General features: G+C 59.5%; 20 protein-coding genes. 13 read left to right on the forward strand and 7 right to left on the reverse strand.

The window, feature by feature from the left end:
* Positions 1-3: 3 nt before the first annotated feature.
* Positions 4-1212, reverse strand: coding sequence for a bifunctional phosphopantothenoylcysteine decarboxylase/phosphopantothenate--cysteine ligase CoaBC (gene coaBC / locus ACYZTS_RS08005; RefSeq protein ID WP_461995197.1), 1209 nt, complete (start codon positions 1210-1212; stop codon positions 4-6).
* Positions 1213-1348: 136 nt separating this feature from the next.
* Between coaBC and radC the strand changes: the two genes are divergently transcribed.
* On the forward strand, positions 1349-2023 hold the full coding sequence (radC, locus tag ACYZTS_RS08010; protein WP_028622391.1) for a RadC family protein: 675 nt from the start codon (positions 1349-1351) through the stop codon (positions 2021-2023).
* A gap of 136 nt (positions 2024-2159) precedes the next feature.
* Here radC and ACYZTS_RS08015 read toward each other — a convergent pair whose 3' ends face one another.
* Positions 2160-3746: an ABC transporter substrate-binding protein gene (locus ACYZTS_RS08015; protein WP_461995199.1), complete on the reverse strand. Its 1587-nt coding sequence runs from the start codon at positions 3744-3746 to the stop codon at positions 2160-2162.
* A 446-nt stretch (positions 3747-4192) separates the two neighbouring features.
* Between ACYZTS_RS08015 and rpmB the strand changes: the two genes are divergently transcribed.
* Both rpmB and rpmG read left to right on the forward strand, forming a co-directional pair.
* Positions 4193-4426, forward strand: coding sequence for a 50S ribosomal protein L28 (gene rpmB / locus ACYZTS_RS08020; RefSeq protein ID WP_007894701.1), 234 nt, complete (start codon positions 4193-4195; stop codon positions 4424-4426).
* Positions 4427-4437: 11 nt separating this feature from the next.
* Positions 4438-4593 carry a 50S ribosomal protein L33 gene (gene rpmG, locus ACYZTS_RS08025; protein ID WP_007894709.1) on the forward strand — a complete coding sequence of 52 codons (156 nt, stop codon included), beginning with the start codon at positions 4438-4440 and terminating at the stop codon, positions 4591-4593.
* 185 nt (positions 4594-4778) lie between these two features.
* On the opposite strand, the gene ACYZTS_RS08030 is transcribed toward rpmG, so the two are convergent.
* On the reverse strand, positions 4779-5141 hold the full coding sequence (locus tag ACYZTS_RS08030) for a cupin domain-containing protein (RefSeq protein WP_461995201.1): 363 nt from the start codon (positions 5139-5141) through the stop codon (positions 4779-4781).
* Positions 5142-5388: 247 nt separating this feature from the next.
* Here ACYZTS_RS08030 and ACYZTS_RS08035 point away from each other — a divergent pair, with 247 nt between their 5' ends.
* Positions 5389-6882: an aldehyde dehydrogenase gene (locus ACYZTS_RS08035; protein WP_028622388.1), complete on the forward strand. Its 1494-nt coding sequence runs from the start codon at positions 5389-5391 to the stop codon at positions 6880-6882.
* 160 nt (positions 6883-7042) lie between these two features.
* Positions 7043-8185 (forward strand): MFS transporter, encoded by a 1143-nt coding sequence (locus tag ACYZTS_RS08040; RefSeq protein ID WP_461995203.1) that lies wholly within the window; start codon positions 7043-7045, stop codon positions 8183-8185.
* Positions 8186-8270: 85 nt separating this feature from the next.
* Here the strand turns inward: ACYZTS_RS08040 and ACYZTS_RS08045 are convergent, their stop codons facing one another.
* Positions 8271-9836 (reverse strand): phospholipase D family protein, encoded by a 1566-nt coding sequence (locus tag ACYZTS_RS08045; RefSeq protein WP_461995205.1) that lies wholly within the window; start codon positions 9834-9836, stop codon positions 8271-8273.
* Between the two features lie 59 nt (positions 9837-9895).
* Positions 9896-11329: an aminotransferase-like domain-containing protein gene (locus ACYZTS_RS08050; RefSeq protein ID WP_461995207.1), complete on the reverse strand. Its 1434-nt coding sequence runs from the start codon at positions 11327-11329 to the stop codon at positions 9896-9898.
* A gap of 178 nt (positions 11330-11507) precedes the next feature.
* Between ACYZTS_RS08050 and ACYZTS_RS08055 the strand changes: the two genes are divergently transcribed.
* Positions 11508-11753: a DUF1127 domain-containing protein gene (locus ACYZTS_RS08055; RefSeq protein WP_461995209.1), complete on the forward strand. Its 246-nt coding sequence runs from the start codon at positions 11508-11510 to the stop codon at positions 11751-11753.
* Between the two features lie 139 nt (positions 11754-11892).
* Here ACYZTS_RS08055 and ACYZTS_RS08060 read toward each other — a convergent pair whose 3' ends face one another.
* Positions 11893-13185, reverse strand: a complete 1293-nt coding sequence (locus ACYZTS_RS08060; RefSeq protein ID WP_461995211.1) for an NAD(P)/FAD-dependent oxidoreductase — start codon at positions 13183-13185, stop codon at positions 11893-11895.
* A 146-nt stretch (positions 13186-13331) separates the two neighbouring features.
* Between ACYZTS_RS08060 and ACYZTS_RS08065 the strand changes: the two genes are divergently transcribed.
* On the forward strand, positions 13332-13685 hold the full coding sequence (locus ACYZTS_RS08065; protein ID WP_028622382.1) for a YkgJ family cysteine cluster protein: 354 nt from the start codon (positions 13332-13334) through the stop codon (positions 13683-13685).
* A 117-nt stretch (positions 13686-13802) separates the two neighbouring features.
* Here the strand turns inward: ACYZTS_RS08065 and ACYZTS_RS08070 are convergent, their stop codons facing one another.
* Positions 13803-14291 carry an Lrp/AsnC ligand binding domain-containing protein gene (locus tag ACYZTS_RS08070; protein ID WP_003177284.1) on the reverse strand — a complete coding sequence of 163 codons (489 nt, stop codon included), beginning with the start codon at positions 14289-14291 and terminating at the stop codon, positions 13803-13805.
* Positions 14292-14446: 155 nt separating this feature from the next.
* Between ACYZTS_RS08070 and dadA the strand changes: the two genes are divergently transcribed.
* From dadA to ACYZTS_RS08100, 6 genes are all read left to right on the forward strand, one after another.
* Entirely contained in the window at positions 14447-15751 is a 1305-nt protein-coding gene (dadA, locus tag ACYZTS_RS08075; protein WP_461995213.1) for a D-amino acid dehydrogenase, read from the forward strand.
* Entirely contained in the window at positions 15723-16076 is a 354-nt protein-coding gene (locus ACYZTS_RS08080; protein WP_461995215.1) for a RidA family protein, read from the forward strand. The genes dadA and ACYZTS_RS08080 overlap by 29 nt, the downstream gene beginning before the upstream one ends.
* A 98-nt stretch (positions 16077-16174) precedes the next feature.
* On the forward strand, positions 16175-17248 hold the full coding sequence (gene alr / locus ACYZTS_RS08085; RefSeq protein WP_461995217.1) for an alanine racemase: 1074 nt from the start codon (positions 16175-16177) through the stop codon (positions 17246-17248).
* Between the two features lie 128 nt (positions 17249-17376).
* Entirely contained in the window at positions 17377-17925 is a 549-nt protein-coding gene (locus tag ACYZTS_RS08090; protein ID WP_461995219.1) for a cupin domain-containing protein, read from the forward strand.
* A gap of 181 nt (positions 17926-18106) precedes the next feature.
* Complete coding sequence (locus tag ACYZTS_RS08095) at positions 18107-18520, forward strand: c-type cytochrome (RefSeq protein ID WP_028622377.1); 414 nt, start codon at positions 18107-18109, stop codon at positions 18518-18520.
* 169 nt (positions 18521-18689) lie between these two features.
* Positions 18690-20612: an acetyl-CoA hydrolase/transferase C-terminal domain-containing protein gene (locus tag ACYZTS_RS08100; RefSeq protein WP_461995221.1), complete on the forward strand. Its 1923-nt coding sequence runs from the start codon at positions 18690-18692 to the stop codon at positions 20610-20612.
* The last annotated feature ends 15 nt before the right edge of the window (positions 20613-20627 follow it).

Below are 20627 nucleotides of genomic sequence, written 5' to 3' on the forward strand. Positions count from 1 at the left end.
AAATTAAACCTGGTTCAGACGGTCGGCGATAAAAGTGATCAGCTGGCGAGCAATTTTGCTCTTGCTGGTCTGGGCGAAAAGTGTGGCGTGCAGCTGGCGGTCGATCACGCTGAAAGCGTTCTCTTCGCTGTTGAAGCCAATACTCGGATTGGCGACGTCGTTGGCGACGATCAGATCGAGATTCTTGTCCTTCAACTTTCGGGCGGCGTAATCGAGCAAGTGTTCGGTTTCGGCAGCGAAGCCGACGCTGAACGGACGGTCGGCACGAGTGGCGATGGTGGCCAGGATGTCCGGGTTGCGGACCATTTGTAGCAACAAGCCGTCGCCGCTCGTAGGATCTTTCTTGAGTTTTTGCGGGGCGACGACTTCGGGGCGATAGTCCGCGACCGCAGCCGAGGCAATGAATACGTCGCAAGGGATCGCCGCCTCGCAAGCCGCGAGCATGTCGCGGGCGCTGACCACGTCGATACGGGTGACGCGATCCGGTGTTGGCAGGTGCACCGGGCCGGTGATCAGCGTGACGCGGGCGCCGGCTTCCACTGCGGCCTCGGCCAAGGCAAAGCCCATTTTGCCGGAGCTGTGGTTGGTGATGTAGCGCACCGGGTCGATGTTTTCCTGGGTCGGGCCGGCGGTGATCAGCACGTGTCTGCCGGTCAGTGCCTGGCGCTGGAAGCTGTCTGCCGCGCACTGGGCGAGTTCGACGGCTTCGAGCATGCGACCGAAGCCGACATCGCCACAGGCCTGGCTACCGGAGGCCGGGCCGAACACCTTGAGGGCGCGGCTTTCGAGGGTTTGCAGGTTGGCCTGGGTCGCCGGGTCGCGCCACATCGCCTGATTCATCGCCGGAGCTATGGCGACGATGGCGTCGGTGGCCAGCACCAGCGTGGTCAGCAGATCGTCGGCAATGCCTTGGGCCAGACGCGCGATCAGGTCCGCCGTTGCCGGGGCGATCAACACCATGTCCGCCCACTTGGCCAGTTCGATGTGTCCCATGGCGGCTTCGGCGGCCGGGTCCAGCAGGTCCAGATGCACCGGGTGGCCGGACAATGCCTGCATGGTCAGCGGGGTGATGAACTCGCTGCCGCCTCGGGTCATGACCACCCGCACTTCGGCGCCTTGATCGATCAAACGGCGAACCAGGTCGGCGCTCTTGTAGGCAGCAATGCCGCCGCCGACGCCCAGAACGATGCGTTTCCGATACAGCCGCTGCATAGGTCTGCCTTTCAATTCGTTGATGACTGCGTGGCGATACCCCCTCCCCAGGAGTGAAAATCGCTCGCAAAAAAGATGGGCTAAGATATCACAGCGACCGCTACGGAACAGCGGCGCCCACAGACAGGGAGGTGCTATGAGTATTCGTGACTGGCCGTTAGCCGAGCGGCCGCGGGAAAGGTTATTGGAGTTGGGCTCGGCGAGCCTTTCGGACGCTGAACTGCTGGCGATCTTTTTGAGAACGGGTGTGTCCGGCAAAAGCGCCGTCGATCTGGCACGCCATTTGTTGAGTCAGTTTGGCGGTCTGCGCTCGCTGATGGAGGCCGATCAACAGGCGTTCAGCGAGCAGCTAGGGCTCGGCCCTGCGAAATTTGCCCAGTTGCAGGCCGTTCTGGAAATGGGCCGGCGCCATCTGGCTGAGCGTGCGCGGCATAAATCTGCGCTGGAAAATCCACAGGCCGTGCGTGACTACCTCAAGGCAATGCTGCGCCACGAGCCGCATGAGGTTTTCGGCTGCCTTTTTCTGGACTCCAAGCACCAGGTACTGACCTTCGAGGCATTATTTCGTGGCTCGATTGACTGTACGAGCGTGCATCCCCGTCAGGTGGTCAAGCGCGCTCTGGCGCACAACGCCGCCGCCGTGATCCTCTGTCACAACCACCCTTCGGGCAACTCCAATCCCAGTGAAGCCGATCGCACGCTGACCAAGCGCCTGCAAGACGCGCTGGACCTGATCGATGTGCGGGTGCTCGACCATTTCATCATCGGTGATGGTGAGCCGTTGTCCATGGCCGAGCATGGATGGATGTGAGCGCGGGCTGCAAATCTACTGTAGGAGCGAGCCCGCTCGCGAAGCACGTTAACGATGACGCAGCGTGTCTGGTAGCTCGCGTTGTCTGTGCTTTTTTCGCGAGCAGGCTCGCTCCTACAGGGGGTTGTAGTGGATATTATTTGAGGCTGACCTTCGAATAATCCTGCCGCCCAAACGGGCTGACGGAATAACCCTCGACACCCTTGCGCATCAGCGCGAAGGCGGTCGGGTGGGCCAGCGGCAACCACAGTGCTTGCTGCTGGATCTGCGCCTGAGCCTGTTCGTATAGCTTGGTGCGCACACCTTGCTCGGAAGTGGTCTTGCCGGCACTGATCAGCTTGTCCAGGTCCTGGTTGCAGTACCGGGCGAAGTTGGTGCCGGACTTGACCGCAGCGCAGGAAAACTGCGGTGTGAGGAAGTTGTCCGGGTCGCCGTTGTCGCCCGCCCAGCCCATGAACAGCAAGTCGTGCTCACCGGCCTTGGCGCGCCGGATCACCTCGCCCCATTCGATCACGCGAATCTCGGCCTGAATGCCGATTTTCGCCAGGTCGGATTGCAGCATCTGCGCGCCGAGGCTTGGGTTGGGATTCAACAGGCTGCCCGACGGTCGGGTCCAGATGGTGGTCTGGAAACCATCCTTCAAACCGGCTTTCGCCATCAGCGCCTTGGCTTTTTCCACGTCATGGGCGTAACCCGGCAAGCCTTTGGCGTAGCTCCAGGTATTGGGCGGGTAAGGGCCGCTTGCGGGCTCTGCGGTATCTTCGAACACGGCTTTGACGTAGTTGGCTTTGTCGAACGCCAGGTTGATGGCCTGGCGCACTTCCAGCTTGTCCAGCGGCGGATGCTGGCTGTTGATGGCGACGAACGCGGTCATGAAGGCGTCAGTCTTTTCCACTTTCAGGCTCGGTTCCTTCTGCGCGGCCTGGACATCCAGAGGCTTGGGCGACAGCGCGATCTGGCACTCGTTGCGGCGCAGTTTCTGCAAGCGCACGTTGGCGTCCGGCGTGATCGCGAAGATCAGCGGGTCCACTGCAGGTTTGCCGCGGAAGTAGTCCGGGTTGGCTTTGTAACGAATGGAGGCATCTTTCTGAAAGCGCGTGAAGATGAAAGGACCACTGCCGATTGGGTGGCTGTTTAGCTTTTGCGGTGTGCCGGCCTTCAACAGTTTGTCAGCGTACTCGGCGGAGTAGATCGAGGCGAAGCCCATGCTGAGTGTTGGCAGGAACGTTGAGTCCGGGTGATTGAGGGTGAAGCGCACGGTCAACGGGTCCAGCGCGTCGATTTTCTTGATAAGCGCGGGTAATTGCATCGATTGCGCGTGGGGGAAACCGCTCTGGGCTATTTTGTGCCACGGGTTCGCCGGGTCGAGCATGCGGTCGAAACTGAACTTCACGTCCTCTGCCGTCAGCTCGCGGGACGGGCTGAAATAGTCCGTGCGGTGGAATTTCACCTGCGGATGCAATTTGAAGACATAGGTCAGGCCATCAGCGGACACTTCCCAGCTGTCCGCAAGCCCGGCGACGACTTTGCCACTGGCGGTGTCGAAGTCCACCAGGCGATTCATCAGCACGTCGGCCGAGGCATTGGTGGTGGTCAGCGAGTTGTACTGCACCACGTCGAACCCTTCAGGGCTGGCCTCGGTACAAACACTCAGTGCGGCGGCCTGCGCCAACGGGCTCAGCAGAAGAGGGGCGAGCAACAGCGGTAGGGCAGCGAGGCGCATGGTCGGGTTCCTTTACAGATCGAAGGCCCATCTGCAAGTGCAGTCTGGAAAAGGCTTACCCTAGTGGGCTCTTTTGCAAATGACTATCCCCTTTTTCATTTAAAGGGGAGTATGTGCGATTGTTTTCGGTGTGTGCATGCCGATGGAAACTACAATTCGGGCTGCTGGCCGATACTCTGCGACGAGCGGTCGGCATCCACGACAGCCTTTGTTCAAGGCGCCTGGAGCCTGTAAATCAGGGTTTTCATCGATTCTGTTCACATCGATTGTTGTTGCACTCAAGTCTTTCTGGTATAAAGCAGCGCTCTTTTCTAGGGGCCCGGTTCCTTCACTGTAGGTGTAGCCGGTAAGACCTCTAAAGAAACGCGGCGCCTGGCGCCAAATGACTGAGAGATTAAGCGGCCAACCCATGCCGGGTTGGGCATGTGGTTTTAGAGGGCTGAGGCATGTCGAGAGTATGTCAAGTTACCGGTAAGGGTCCGGTGACTGGGAATAACATTTCCCACGCAAACAACAAAACCCGTCGTCGTTTCCTGCCGAACCTGCAGCATCACCGCTTCTGGGTTGAAGAAGAGAAACGTTTCGTGCGTCTGCGCGTATCTGCCAAAGGCATGCGTATCATCGACAAGCGTGGCATCACTGTCGTGCTGGCCGAAATCCGCAAAGCTGGCAAGATCTAAGGGAGCTAATCATGCGTGAATTGATTCGTTTGATTTCGAGCGCCGGTACTGGTCACTTCTACACTACCGACAAGAACAAGCGTACTACCCCGGACAAAATCGAGATCAAGAAATTTGATCCGGTTGTTCGCAAGCACGTGATCTACAAGGAAGGCAAAATCAAGTAATTGATTTTTCTCTTCTTACGAAAAAGGCCCGTATCGCGAGATACGGGCCTTTTTTGTGCCCTGGTTTTTGAGGCGTTTTCCTGGACCTCATCGCGAGCAGGTTCGCTCCCACAGGTATGGGTCGCTCACAAACCCTGTGGGAGCGAGCCTGCTCGCGATGGCGTCAGACGCAACAACACAAATCCTCAAGCCTTCTGTTCAAACGCCACGTAAATCTTGCGGCACGGCTCCAGCACTTCCCACGTCCCCCGGAATCCCGCCGGGATCACAAAGCGATCGCCCGCGCGCACGGTTTGGCTGTTGCCGTCGTTATCGCGCAGCACTGAAACGCCCTGAACGATCTCGCAGTATTCATGCTCGGTGAAATTCACGTGCCACTGGCCGACGGCGCCTTCCCATACGCCGGCATTCAACTGGCCGCATGGGCTGTTGTAGTGGTTGTAAACCACCTGCTCTGGGTCGCCCTTCAGGATTTTCGCCTGATCCGGTCTGTAGCGCTCGGGCTCGGTAGTGGCTTGGCTGAAGTCGACGATGTTGTGGATGCTCATTGTTGTAATCCCCCGTGATTGCGGCGCGAGTGGCTGAAATGGTCTTGAATTGTCCGAAGTCTATGTTTATTAAAATGAACACCGCAAGGCCGTTTACCGACCTTATGTCAAATATATTGATACAACCCCAGCCTGTGGTTTAGGGTGGCGGTTGCCTTGCGCCGATATTAGGCTGGCCGGGCAGAATTGCCGGGGACGTTCGCGAATGACGCGTAGCGCTCGTATTCAACAAGAGGAGGACACTCGTATGACCACCCTGACTCGTGCCGATTGGGAGCAACGGGCTCGCGATCTGAAGATCGAAGGCCGCGCCTATATCAATGGCGAATACACCGATGCCGTCTCCAGCGAGACCTTCGAGTGCATCAGCCCGGTCGATGGCCGTCTGCTCGGCAAGATTGCCAGCTGTGACGCCGCCGACGCTCAGCGTGCTGTTGAAAACGCTCGTGCTACGTTCAATTCCGGTGCCTGGTCGCGCCTGGCGCCGAGCAAACGCAAAGCTACCATGATTCGTTTTGCCGGCCTGCTGAAGCAGCACGCCGAAGAGCTCGCGCTGCTTGAAACACTCGACATGGGCAAGCCGATCAGCGATTCCTTGCACATCGACATTCCCGGTGCGGCGCAAGCCCTGAGCTGGAGCGGTGAAGCGATCGACAAGATTTATGACGAAGTGGCCGCCACTCCGCACGATCAATTGGGTCTGGTCACTCGTGAGCCGGTAGGCGTCGTGGGCGCGATTGTGCCGTGGAACTTCCCGCTGATGATGGCCTGCTGGAAACTTGGGCCGGCGCTGTCCACCGGTAACTCGGTGATCCTCAAGCCGTCGGAAAAATCCCCGTTGACCGCCATCCGCATCGCTGCGCTGGCCGTCGAAGCCGGGATCCCGAAAGGCGTATTGAACGTGTTGCCGGGCTACGGTCACACGGTCGGCAAGGCGCTGGCGCTGCACAACGATGTCGATACGCTGGTGTTTACCGGCTCGACCAAGATCGCCAAGCAACTGCTGATCTACTCTGGCGAATCGAACATGAAACGCGTCTGGCTTGAAGCCGGCGGCAAGAGCCCGAACATCGTTTTCGCCGACGCTCCGGACCTGCAAGCGGCTGCCGAAGCGGCTGCCGGCGCCATCGCTTTCAACCAGGGCGAAGTCTGCACCGCCGGTTCGCGTCTGCTGGTCGAGCGTTCGATCAAAGACACGTTCCTGCCGCTGGTGATCGAAGCGTTGAAAACCTGGAAGCCGGGCAATCCGCTGGATCCGCAAACCAATGTTGGCGCGCTGGTGGACACTCAGCAGATGAACACCGTGCTGTCCTACATCGAGTCCGGTCACGCCGACGGCGCCAAACTGGTCGCCGGTGGCAAGCGCACACTGCAGGACACCGGCGGCACCTACGTGGAGCCAACCATTTTCGACGGCGTGAACAACGCAATGAAGATCGCTCAGGAAGAAATCTTTGGCCCTGTACTGTCAGTGATTGCCTTCGATACTGCCGAGGAAGCCATCCAGATCGCCAATGACACGCCTTACGGCCTGGCAGCAGCGGTGTGGACCAAGGACATTTCCAAGGCTCACCTGACCGCTCGGGCTCTGCGCGCCGGTAGCGTGTGGGTTAATCAATACGACGGCGGCGACATGACGGCGCCGTTTGGTGGTTTCAAACAGTCCGGCAACGGTCGCGACAAATCGCTGCACGCGTTCGACAAGTACACCGAGCTGAAGGCGACCTGGATCAAGCTGTAAGTCATACAGCCAGAGATCCCCTGTGGGAGCGGGCTTGCTCGCGAAGGCGCTGTAACAGTCAACGATGGTGTTGGATGTGACGGCCTTTTCGCGAGCAAGCCCGCTCCCACATTTGTTTTGTGGCGTGACTGAAAAATAACAATCCACAGGAGCGTGGAACATGCGTTGGGCGACCTATTTCGCCGTGTTGGCAGCTGTCTTGAGCGTGGGCCTGGCATTGGGCGTCAGCATGCCGCTGGTGTCGTTTCGTCTGGAAGGCTGGGGTTACGGTTCGTTCGCGATCGGCGTAATGGCCGCAATGCCGGCAATTGGCGTGCTGGTGGGCGCAAAGATCTCCAGTCATCTTGCTGCGAAGTTCGGCACTGCCAACCTGATGCGTCTGTGTTTGTGGGCCGGCGCGTTGTCTATCGGGTTGCTCGCGTTGCTGCCCAGTTATCCGGTATGGCTGCTGCTGCGCCTGATGATCGGGGTGATCCTGACGCTCGTGTTCATTCTCGGCGAAAGCTGGATCAACCAACTGGTGGTCGAGCAATGGCGCGGCCGACTGGTGGCGTTGTATGGCAGCAGTTATGCGCTGAGTCAGTTGGCCGGGCCTCTGCTGTTGGGCGTGGTGGGCACCGACCACGATTACGGATTCTGGGTGGGCGTCGTGTTGTTGCTGACAGCGCCACTGCTATTGCTGGGTCGCAGCGGTGCGCCGAGCAGTGAAGCCTGCAGCGTGACGTTCAGCGATCTGTTGGGATTCTGCCGGGGCCTGCCGGCGATTGCATGGGCGGTGTCGTTGTTTGCCGCGTTCGAGGCGATGATCCTGACTCTGCTGCCGGTGTACTGCCTGCGCCAGGGCTTTAGCACCGACATCGCCTTGGCGATGGTCAGCACGGTGGTGGTCGGCGATGCCTTGCTGCAATTACCGATAGGGGCGCTGGCGGATCGACTTTCGCGGCGCACGCTGTTCACCGGTTGTGCGGTGATCCTGCTGGTGTCGAGCCTGGCCATCCCGTTGCTGATCGACACGCTGATGATCTGGCCGCTGTGGGTGTTGTTCGGCGCGAGTGCCGGTGGACTGTTCACCCTGTCGCTGATTCTGATCGGCGAACGCTATCGCGATGACGCCCTGGTGCGCGCCAATGCGCACATTGCGCAGTTGTGGGGGATCGGTTGTCTGATCGGTCCGCTGGCCGCCGGTGCCGGCAGCCAGTGGATCAGCGGGCATGCGCTGCCGTTGTTGATGGCGGCCGGCGCGTTGGGGCTGGTCATTCTGCTCACGCGTCAGGGCGCGTTTGGTGCCGTACAACCCGCATAACCTTGTAGCAACTGGCGAAGCCTGCGTTTTGTAGCGCAGCCAGACGCAGGCTTCGCCAGCTGCTACAAAGGGGCGCGTTCGGGCGTTACAGCATCCGCTCCAGCCCGACCGCCGTGCTGAACCAGGCATTGAACCGGCGCCACATGCTTCCCGGCTCCCTGGTCAATGTGTGCATTTTGCCGTCGTCTTCAGTTACCCACACAACCTTGTCGTTCTCCAGTTTGACGTGATAACTCAGCGCCGGCGCCATACCTTCCATCGCGGCTCTGTGCACATGTGCGGCCAGTTCCGGGCTGTCCACCAGGACGCCGACTTCGGTGTTCCACAGCACTGAGCGCGGATCGAAGTTGAACGAGCCGATGAAGGATTTCTGCTGGTCGAAAATGATCGCTTTGCTGTGCAGGCTGGAATCGGAGCCCTTGAAGGATTTACCGTAGAAGATCGGTCCGCTGCCGCCGCCTTCACCTGGCTGACGACGCAGCTCGTACAGTTTCACACCATGTTCCAGCAATGCCTTGCGATAGGGGGCGTAACCGCCGTGCACGGCCGGAACGTCGGTGGCCTCCAGCGAATTGGTCAACAGGCTTACCGCAACCCCGGCATCTGCGCGGCCGGTGAGGTACACCAGCCCTGGCTCGCCGGGCACGAAGTAGGCCGAGATCAGAACCAGATCCTTGCTGACGCCTTTCAGCTCCGGCGCCAGTTGAGTGGTGAGCAGCAGGTGCGGGTCGGGTTCACCCTTCGACAAGACCTTGCTCGGTGCATCCCACAATGCCTGGTTCCAGGCCCAGATCAGCTCGCGGCGCCAGATGTCCATGCGCGGATTGGTGGTGAAGGTCATCAACTGCTGGTACAGCGCGTGATTCTGTTTGCGCGTTTCTTCCAGCGATTCTTCCAGGCGAGCGCGGCTGTTCTGCAGATCCTTTTGAGTGGGCTTGCTCGACAGGAATTCATCGATCGGTTTGCTCAGCGCGCTGTTCCAGTACTGGTCGAAACTGTGGCCGAGTTGCTCGGCGACCGGGCCGATACCGAGCATGTCGATGTCAGTGAAATTCAGATTGGGCTCGGCATCAAAATATTCGTCGCCCAGGTTACGCCCGCCAACGATGGCCGCGCTGTTGTCCGCCAGCCACAGCTTGTTGTGCATGCGCCGGTGTTGCAGCGACAGGTTTAACAGGCGGCCCATCGCCCGTGTGACACCCGTGGCGCGACCGAGATGCAGCGGATTGAACAGGCGAATCTGGATTTGCGGATGCGCCGCCAGCGTGCCGATGATCCAGTCCAGGCCATCGCTGGTGGTGTCGTCGAGGAGGATGCGCACGCGCACGCCACGGTCCGCCGCCTTGAGCAGCTCCTCCACCAGCATTCGCGTGCTGATGCCGTCGTGCACGATGTAGTACTGCAAGTCGAGGCTGCTTTGCGCGTTGCGAATCAGCTCGGCGCGGGCAGTGAAGGCTTCACTGCTGTTGGACAGCAGGCGGAATCCCGATTTGCCCTCGTGCGGCGCGGCCTGAGCCTGAATCGATCGCCCGAATGCAGAATCGCTGGCAGGCAGGGCCTGACTGGGTTCACGTTGAACGTCGAAACTGGCGCAACCGCCAAGGACCGATGCGAGAAGGAGGAGAGCAAGCAGGGGCTGTCTGAATCTCACGTAGGATCGTTCCGATTGGCGGCAGGTGTCGACATAGGACGCTGATTTCCCGATAAAGGTCAGTCCGTGAAGCTGTCAGTTTCTGCGAGCAATCTGATAGCTGCTGCGCCAACCTTGCGTACTGCTTCTTCGATCTGTGGCGTTGGTTTGGCAGCGTAGTTCATCCGCAGGCAATTGCGGTATTTGCCCGAGGCAGAAAAGATGCTGCCGACGGCGATCTGCACACCCTGATCGTGCAAGGCGCGATTGAGTTTCAGGGTGTCGAAACCCTCCGGTAACTCCACCCACAGCATGAAACTTCCCTGCGGGCGACTGGCCCGGGTGCCGACCGGGAAATAACGAGTCACCCAGTCGATCATCACGTCGCGACTGCGCTGGTACTGCGTACGCATCCGTCGCAGATGCGGCTCGAAATGCCCCGACTTGAGGAATTCGGCAATCGCGATCTGTGGTTGGGGCGCGGTGGAGCCGGTGCTGATGTATTTCATGTGCAGCACCCGCTCCAGGTACCGGCCCGGTGCGACCCAGCCGATCCGCAAACCCGGCGCCAGGGTCTTGGAAAATGAACTGCACAGCAGGACACGGCCGTCTTCGTCGAAGGATTTGATCGTGCGCGGGCGTGGGTAGGTGTAGGCCAGTTCGCCATACACATCGTCCTCGATAATTGCCACGTCGAAACGCTGGGCGAGCGTCAACAGCGCGCGTTTGCGCAACTCCGGCATGATGTAGCCCAATGGGTTGTTGCAGTTGGGCGTCAACTGTATGACTTTGATCGGCCACTGTTCGAGGGCCAGTTCCAGCGCATCCAGGCTGATGCCGGTGAGCGGGTCGGTGGGGATTTCCAGGGCCTTCATGTTGAGGCCCTTGAGTGTTTGCATGGCGCCGTGAAAGCTCGGTGAATCGACGGCGACGATGTCGCCCGGTTCGCAAATCGCGCGCACGCTGGTGGATAACGCTTCGTGGCAGCCGGTGGTGATCACCAGGTCGTTTGACGTCAATTGGCAACCGGAATCGAGCATCAGCCGGGCAATCTGCTCGCGCAGTTCGAGGGTGCCGTGAATGTTGTCGTAATACAGACCGGGCATGTCCTGTCGACGGCTGATGCGCGCCAGGTTGCGCAGCAGTGGCTTCATGGTTGGCGTCGTTATGTCCGGCATGCCGCGGCCCAGTTGCACCACATCTTTGCGCGGTACCGCGCGGATCAACTCCAGCACCTGGTCCCACTGGGAAATGTCCACCGGCCGTTGCGCCGGGCGGCCGATCGCGGGCAGCTCGGGCAAGTCCCGGCTGACCGGGACGAAGTAACCGGACTTCGGTTTCGGCATCGCCAGTCCGCTGTCTTCCAGCACGCGATAGGCTTGCTGCACCGTGCTCAGGCTAACGCCGTGTTCCACGCTCAACGCCCGCACCGAGGGCAACCGGTCGCCCGGGCGGTAGAAGCCTTGTTCGATCCGGGTGCCGAGCAATTCGGCAAGGTTGACGTAGAGGGTCATGGTGCAGCCTCGGTTGGTTGAGTGGCAAAACCAATACAGATGAGCTGAATAATCTCGATTCAGAGGCTTAATCGGCGAATCTGTATGGAATTAATACATTCTGTTTGAATCTGTAATGCTTTTCGCCGTGAACGCATCATGAAAGCTCTGGCTACCCATGTAAACAGGAGCAATCAAAATGAACGGCTTGAGCGATGTGCGGCTGACATTACACAGTCAGGAACTGGCGACAGGGCAGAAAAACGCCGCGTGCGAGGCAATCATGCGCAACGCGCCGGCGGGCCTGAGTCGCTGGGGCCTGTTCTGGCATCGTCTGCACACACGCAAGGCGTTGCTGCACCTGACGGCGGAGCAGTTGAATGATGTCGGATTGAGCCCGCAACAAGCGCGGGAGGAGGGGTTGAAGCCTTTCTGGCGGATCTGATGAGCGCTGTGTCGTTTAGCGAATCGCGAGCAGGCTCGCTCCCACAGGCATTGGGTCGAACACAATGTTTGTGAATTACAGCAACCCTTGTGGGAGCGAGCCTGCTCCGCGAATACGTATGACCAGGCGCTGAGATCTGTCAGACCAATTCCTTCATCCGATGCCACAACATTCCCAACGCCAATAGCGGAGAGCGCAAATGCTTGCCGCCCGGGAAGGTCATGTGCGGCACCTTTGCAAACAGATCAAACCCGCCATTGTGCTGCCCGCTGATGGCTTCGGCCAACAGCTTGCCGGCCAGATGCGTGGCATTCACGCCGTGGCCGGAATAAGCCTGCGCGTAATACACATTCGGCTGGTCCTTGAGCCGGCCGATCTGCGGGAGACGGTTGGCACCGATCCCGATCATCCCGCCCCACTGATAATCAATCTTCACGTCGGCGAGTTGCGGGAAGACTTCCAGCATCTTCGGTCGCATGTACGCGGCGATGTCTTTCGGATCACGCCCTGAGTAATGACAGGCACCGCCGAACAGCAAGCGCCGGTCCGCCGAAAGCCGGTAATAGTCCAGCGCTACTCGTTGATCGCAGACCGCCATGTTCTGCGGCAGCAATGAGTGAGCCCGTTCTTCACTCAAAGGCTCGGTGGCGATGATGTAGCTGCCGGCGGGTAATACTTTGCCGCTGAGTTCCGGGTTGAGCTGGTTGAGGTAGGCATTACAGCCCAGCACCAGCGTTTTGGCGCGAACCGAGCCGCGAGCGGTGTGCACCTTGACCTGCGGGCCGTAGTCGATGCGGGTCACGGCGGATCCCTCGAACAGCTTTGCACCGAGTTGCTGCGCGGCAGCGGCTTCGCCCAAGGCCAGGTTCAGCGGATGCAAATGCCCCGAGCCCATATCGATCAGGCCGCCAACGTAGCGGTCGGAGCCCACCACCGTGCGCACCTCATGCGCTTGCAGCAATCGGGTTTCGTACCGGTAACCGAGGTCGCGCAATTCATCGGCGTCTTCGGCAAAACCCTCCAGATCGCGAGGCTTGTTGGCGAGATCGCAATAACCCCACGTCAGGTCGCAGGCGATCTGGAAACGCTCGACCCGTTGCCGGACGATTTCCACCGCTTCCAGTCCCATCAGTTTCATCTGACGCACGCCGTCCGCACCGATCACGTTGGCGAACTGATCAAGACCATGGCCGACCCCGCGAATCAACTGCCCGCCGTTACGCCCGCTGGCGCCCCAGCCGATCTTGTGCGCCTCAAGCAGCACCACGCTGAGCCCGCGCTCACTCATTTCCAGTGCTGTGTTCAGCCCCGAGAAACCGCCGCCGACCACGCAGACATCGGCCACCACTTCGCCTTCGAGCATTGGCAGATCGGGTTGCGGCATGCTGCTGGCAGCGTAGTAAGAAGCGATGTGCTGGGCACGGGCGTTCATGCACGTCATCCTGATTGGGCGGTCTGAAAAATTGACGGAGGATAAGCCGTACCTTCCGGCCCGGGCAACACCGGTCGGTTGTGGCTGTATGGCTCGGGCCATTTGCTGCAGAATCACGCTCTATTTCGCTTTGGGTCACCGCTTCGATGAGTTGCAACCGTCAGAAAATCCACACACTGCGGCAGCAGATTCCCTCGTTCGAGTGCGTGCCCGGCTGTCATGACTGTTGTGGGCCGGTGACCACCTCGCCCGAGGAGATGTCGCGCCTGCCGCGCAAGACCCGCGCCGAGCAGGATGCGGCAATGGATGAACTCAACTGCGTGCATCTGGGGCCGAATGGCTGCACGGTGTATGACGAGCGCCCGCTGATCTGTCGACTGTTCGGCACCACCAAAACCTTGCCATGCCCCAATGGCCGCGGGCCGGTGGAGCTTATTCATCCGCGGGTCGAGAAGCAGATTCATGAGTACATGGCGGCGACTCGCCAGGTCCTCGTTTGATTCTTCAGTTAGACCGGGTCGGCTGCCTTCGCGAGCAAGCCCGCTCCCACATTGAAATGCATTGCAACTGTGGGAGCGGGCTTGCTCGCTAATAGGCCCTCAGAGTCGACAACTGTCTCAATCCGGAATCGGCAGACTCAAGCTCTCTTTCACTTCTTCCATCACGATATAGCTCTTGGATTCGCGCACATGGGGCAGCTTGAGCAAGATATCGCCCAAGAGCTTGCGGTACGAAGCCATCTCGGAAATACGCGCTTTCACCAGATAATCGAAATCCCCTGATACCAAGTGGCATTCCAGAACATGCGGCAGTTTCAGCACCGCGCGTCGAAATTCTTCAAAGGTATCACCGGATTTGTAGTCGAGGCTGATCTCGACGAACACCAGCAGACTACCCTTGAGGTGCTGCGGGTTCAGCCGGGCGTTATAGCCCATGATGATCCCTTCACGCTCGAGGCGGCGTACCCGCTCGGTGCAAGGCGTGGTCGAGAGACCGACCTTTTCTCCCAGCTCGGTGAAGGAAATGCGTCCGTCCGCTTGCAGAATGCGCAGGATATTGCGGTCGATCTTGTCCAGCTCACGTTTGGTCTGAGTGTTGGTCCGCATAGGGGATGCGCCTCCGTGAAAAGCGTTTTTGCCGAGAATTGTCGCCAAATATAGGTGCTTATATAGTGAAAAGCACTGGCTAATCTTTTTTACACTGCCCACATCTACGGTCTGAACAACAAACGTCAGCGGCGAGCCGCGATGAGGGATACAAAATGCGCGTTATGGTCTTGGGTAGCGGCGTCATCGGCACCACCAGTGCTTATTATCTGGCGCGTGCCGGGTTTGAAGTCGTGGTAGTGGACCGGCAGCCCGCCGCCGGCATGGAGACCAGTTTCGCCAACGCCGGGCAGGTGTCGCCGGGGTATGCCTCACCGTGGGCCGCGCCGGGCGTGCCGCTCAAGGCCATCAAGTGGCTGCTGCAGCGTCATGCACCGCTGGCGATCAAGGCCACGGCCGACATTGACCAGTACCTGTGGATGGCGCAGATGCTGCGCAACTGTACTGCCAGCCGTTATGCGGTAAACAAGGAGCGCATGGTCCGCCTGTCCGAGTACAGCCGCGACTGCCTCGACGAACTGCGTGCTGAAACCGGCATTGCCTACGAAGGCCGCAGTCTCGGCACTACGCAACTGTTCCGCACCCAGGCGCAGCTCGATGGCGCCGCGAAAGACATCGCCGTATTGAAAGAGTCCGGTGTGCCCTTCGAACTGCTCGACCGCGCCGGTATTGCCCGCGTTGAACCGGCGCTGGCCAGCGTTACCGATATCCTCGCAGGAGCTTTGCGTCTGCCGAACGATCAGACCGGCGACTGCCAGATGTTCACCACGCGCCTGGCCGAAATGGCCGTCAAACTCGGCGTGCAGTTCCGATATGGCCAGGACATTCAGCGCCTCGACTTCGCTGGTGATCGCATCAACGGCGTCTGGATCGACGGCAAACTGGAAACCGCCGACCGCTACGTGCTGGCGCTCGGCAGCTACTCGCCGCAGTTGCTCAAGCCGCTGGGCATCAAGGCGCCGGTGTATCCGCTCAAGGGTTACTCGCTAACCGTGCCGATCACCAACCCGGCGATGGCGCCGACCTCGACCATTCTCGACGAAACCTACAAGGTCGCGATCACCCGTTTCGACAACCGTATCCGCGTCGGCGGCATGGCTGAGATCGCCGGGTTTGACCTGTCGCTGAACCCGCGTCGACGTGAAACCCTGGAGATGATCGTCAACGATCTCTATCCTCAGGGCGGCGATCTGGCTCAGGCGAGTTTCTGGACCGGTCTGCGGCCGACTACGCCAGACGGCACGCCCATCGTTGGCGCGACGCCATTCAGCAACCTGTTCCTGAACACCGGTCATGGCACGCTCGGCTGGACCATGGCTTGCGGTTCCGGCCGTTTGCTGGCCGATCTGATGGCGAAAAAATCGCCGCAGATCAGCGCAGAAGGTCTCGATATTTCCCGTTACGGCAGCAAAATTCAGGAGTCCGCAAAACATGTCAATCCAGCGCCAGCTCACCAATGAGCGCATGAGCCAGATCGTTATCCACAGCGGCACCGTGTACCTGGCGGGTCAAGTCGGCGATGACATGAGCGCCGGGATTGAACAGCAGACCCGTGAAACCCTTGCCAATATCGAGCGTTTGCTCGACCTGGCCGGTACTGACAAGAGCCGTTTGTTGTCGGTGACGATTTATCTGAAAGACATCGACGCGCACTTCGCCGGCATGAACGCGGTCTGGGACAAATGGCTGCCTAAAGGCGTAGCCCCGGCCCGTGCAACGGTGGAGTCAAAGCTGTGCGAACCGCAGATTCTGGTCGAGCTGTCGGTTGTAGCCGCTCTGCCATAAAACCTGTCGCAAAGATCCCTCTCCCGGCGCTGTTGGTGGTTGATGCCGTCAGCCAGCGCCGGTTTTCTATTTCATCGACCGTCTAGAAGCCTGCCGCCATGCGTCCAGCCCGTGCCCTGATCGACCTCCAAGCCCTGCGTCACAACTACCGAATCGCCCGTGAAATCACCGGGGCCAAAGCGCTCGCGGTGATCAAGGCAGACGCTTACGGCCATGGTGCGGTGCGTTGTGCCCAAGCGCTGGAGCCCGAGGCAGATGGTTTCGCTGTCGCCTGTATCGAAGAGGCCCTTGAACTGCGCGCTGCCGGTATTCGCGCACCGCTGCTGTTGCTTGAAGGGTTCTTCGAAGCCGATGAGCTGGCGCTGATCGTCGAGCATGATTTGTGGTGCGTTGTGCATTCGCTGTGGCAACTCGAAGCCATCGAGAAGTCGGCGCTGAGGGCGCCGATCACCGTCTGGCTCAAGCTCGATTCGGGCATGCATCGCGTGGGTCTGCACCCCAAGGACTATCAGGCCGCCTATCAACGGCTGCTGACCAGCGGCAAGGTTGCGAAGGTGGTGCTGATGAGCCACTTTGCCCGTGCCGATGAGCTGCATTGCCAGTCGAGTGCCGAGCAAGTCGCCGTGTTTGAAGCAGCACGTCAGGGTTTGACGGCCGAGGTCAGTTTGCGCAACTCGCCCGCCGTGCTCGGTTGGCCGCAGATTCACAGCGATTGGGTGCGCCCCGGCATCATGCTTTACGGTGCCACGCCGTTTGAAGAGACCAACGATGTGGCTTCCCGGCTGCAGCCGGTGATGACGCTGGAATCGAAAGTGATTTGCGTCCGTGAACTGCCGGCCGGAGAGCCGATTGGTTACGGCGCCAAGTTCATCACGCCCAAGCCAATGCGCGTAGGTGTAGTGGCGATGGGGTATGCCGATGGCTACCCGCGTCAGGCGCCGACCGGTACGCCGGTGCTGGTCGCCGGCCAGCGCAGCCAACTGATCGGTCGCGTGTCGATGGACATGCTCTGTATCGATTTAACCGATGTGCCGCAAGCGGGTCTGGGTTCGACCGTCGAGTTGTGGGGCAAAAACATCCTCGCCAGTGACGTAGCCGCTGCGGCCGACACTATTCCTTATCAGATTTTCTGTAACCTGCGCCGGGTGCCAATGCTCTATTCCGAGGGCTGACGGCAGGCCGCGCCGACTGACAGTCGCCTTACTGAACAGGATTCAGGCCCAAGTGTTGTAAATACTGAACGCTGTCGCCATGATAACGCTCAATATTCCAACAACCTGAATCCCTGGAGGCGCAAGCATTGGACGTCGGTGAACGACTGCAATCCATCCGTAAGCTCAAAGGCCTTTCGCAGCGTGAACTCGCCAAGCGTGCGGGCGTCACCAACAGCACCATTTCGATGATCGAGAAAAACAGCGTCAGCCCCTCGATCAGCTCGCTGCGCAAAGTGTTGGGCGGGATTCCCATGTCCATGGTCGAGTTCTTTTCCGAAGAAATCCTGCAGGAAACGCCAACTCAGATCGTCTATAAAGCCAACGAGCTGATCGACATTTCCGATGGTGCCGTGACCATGAAACTGGTCGGCCGGGCGCATCCGAGCCGGGCCATCGCGTTCCTCAATGAAATCTACCCGCCGGGCGCAGACACCGGTGACGAGATGCTCACGCATGAGGGCGAGGAAACCGGGATTCTGGTCGAAGGACGTCTTGAACTGGTGGTCGGGCTGGAAACTTTTGTGCTCGAAGCCGGTGACAGCTACTACTTTGAAAGTACCAAGCCGCACCGTTTCCGCAATCCGTTCGACGTACCCGCGCGGCTAATCAGCGCAGCCACACCGGCGAATTTCTGACAGAAGAGGCGTCCTGCAGCATCATCAAGGCGCCCGAACCGATTTACCGCCGGGCAACAAGACCCCTTCGACTTTGGGGTTGTTTCAGTGCGGCGGGCTTACCGCTATACTTGCGCCCGCCTGCGAACCGTGGCCGTAGGCGTGACTAGCCACCATTGAGGGTGAACGCGTGAACCTAATTATGAAAATGCTGGCTGCACCAGCAACCGTACTGGCCCTTTGGGCTGTCAGCGCTCAAGCTGCGACTAATGACGATATTGCCAAACGCCTTGCGCCCGTCGGCCAGGTTTGCGTGACGGGTCAAGAGTGCAAAGGCATGGAAGTCGTTGCGTCGGTAGGCGGCGGTGATGCCAAAACTCCTGATTCCGTGATTGCAAAACACTGCAACGCTTGCCACGGCACCGGCCTGTTGGGCGCGCCGAAAGTGGGTGATGCCGCCGCCTGGGGCGAGCGCTCCAAAAAGGAAGGTGGTATTGACGGTCTGCTCGCCAAAGCGATCTCCGGTATCAATGCCATGCCGCCAAAAGGTACCTGTGCCGATTGCACCGACGCCGATCTGAAAGCGGCCATCGAGAAAATGTCCGGCTTGAAATAAGCCTTCATGCTCAACAAAGGCCGCTCTCGAGCGGCTTTTTTGCGCCAGCTGTATCGACACGCCGCTCCTGCAATGTTTTTGTGCAATTGAGTGCCCGAGACTGTTCAATGCAGCAAAGACGCGGCAAGCTCGGTCCAACCCCAATTCACGGAATGCAAGGGAGGATCAGATGGTGCAGCTGTGTTCTATCGAACAGGCGGTCGATGATGTGCTGGAGCGGCTGCCGGCGCATATCCACATGGGCCTGCCTCTCGGGTTGGGCAAACCCAATCACTTCGTCAACGCGCTTTATCGTCGCATTGCGCAACTGCCCGAGCGGCAGCTGACGATCTACACAGCGCTGTGCCTCGGACGTCCTTCTTTAGGCGACGGTCTGCAGAAGCGCTTCATCGAGCCGTTTATCGAACGTGTCTATGGCGACTACCCGGAGCTGGAGTTTCTTTCCGGACTGCACAAAGACAACTTGCCGCCGAACATTCAGGTTCAGCAGTTTTTCATGTTGCCTGGCAGCCTGCTCAACAGCGCATCCGCTCAACAGGATTACGTAAGCAGCAATTACAGCCACGCCGCCCGAGACATCAACGCGGCAGGGTTGAACCTGGTAGCGCAATTGGTCGCCAGCCACAGCGAACACCCTGATCGCTTCAGCCTGAGTTGCAACCCGGACATCACCCTTGATCTGTTGCCGATGATCGAAAAACGTCGGGCGGCAGGGGAGAAGATTCTGGTGGTCGGCCAAGTCCATAACGACTTGCCCTACATGCCGGGCGACGCCGAAATCGGCATCGACGGCTTCGACCTGCTGATCGATGAAAAGGACAGCAGCACGCTGTTTTCCACGCCGAACATGCCGGTGGGTTTTCAGGATCATTTCATCGGGCTGCACGCCAGTACGCTGGTGCGCGACGGTGGCACACTGCAGATCGGCATTGGCTCCATGGGCGACGCGCTGACCGCAGCATTGCTCGCGCGGCAGGCCGATAACGCCGGGTACAAAGCGTTGCTGGCGGACATCAATCTCAGCCAATGGGCGCAATTGATCGATCGCGAAGGTGGCGTCGAACCGTTCGCCAAAGGCCTGTATGGCTGCAGCGAAATGTTTGTCAACGGTTTGCTGGTGCTGGCCGATGCCGGGATCATCCGGCGCAAGGTCTACCCGGACGTGCCGACCCAGCAACAGGCGAACGCCGGTACCCTCGACGAGGCGGCGCAAACCGATGGCATCTCGGTGCACGGTGGATTCTTCCTCGGGCCGCGGACTTTCTACGAACGCCTGCGCGAATTGCCACAAAGCAAACGCCTCGAATTCAACATGACCCGCATCAGCTACATCAATGAGCTATACGGGCAGGAAGAGCTCAAGCGTCTGCAGCGTCTGGATGCGCGGTTCATCAACACAGTGTTCACCATGACACTGCTGGGCGCCGGGGTCGCCGATCAGTTGGAAGACGGGCGGGTGCTCAGCGGTGTCGGCGGGCAATACAACTTCGTCGCCCAAGGCCACGCGCTGGAAGGTGCACGCTCGATCCTGCTGTTGCGCAGCTGGCGCGAGGCGGGCGGCGAAGTCAGTTCCAATATCGTTTGGGAATACGGCCACTGCACGATTCCACGGCACTTGCGCGACGTCGTGGTCACCGAATACGGCATCGCCGATCTGCGCGGCAAAACCGATGCAGCCGTGATCGAAGCGTTGCTGAACATCAGCGATTCACGGTTCCAGTCGGGTTTGATCGAGCAGGCGCAAGCCGTCGGCAAATTGCCGAAAAACTTCCGCCTCGATCCGCGCTTCGCGGATAACCATCCGGAGCGGTTGCAGAGCATTCAGGCGCAACATCCGAACCTGTTTCCTGAGTACCCGCTTGGTTGTGATTTCACAGTGGAAGAACGGGATCTGCTGCGCGCGCTGAACTGGCTGAAGAGCAAATTCAAGCTCACGGAGATTCTGGAATTGGGCAAAGCGGCGCTGGATGCACCGGAGCCCTCGGAGTTTCCTGCGCACCTTGAGCGGATGCAGCTCTCCAGCCCCGATGGCCTGAAGGAAGACCTGTTTCAGCGATTGTTGCTGACCGGCCTCAAAGCCACCGCGCAATAATTGGCCACCCAAAAG

This window comes from Pseudomonas sp. TMB3-21 (genome assembly GCF_054898145.1).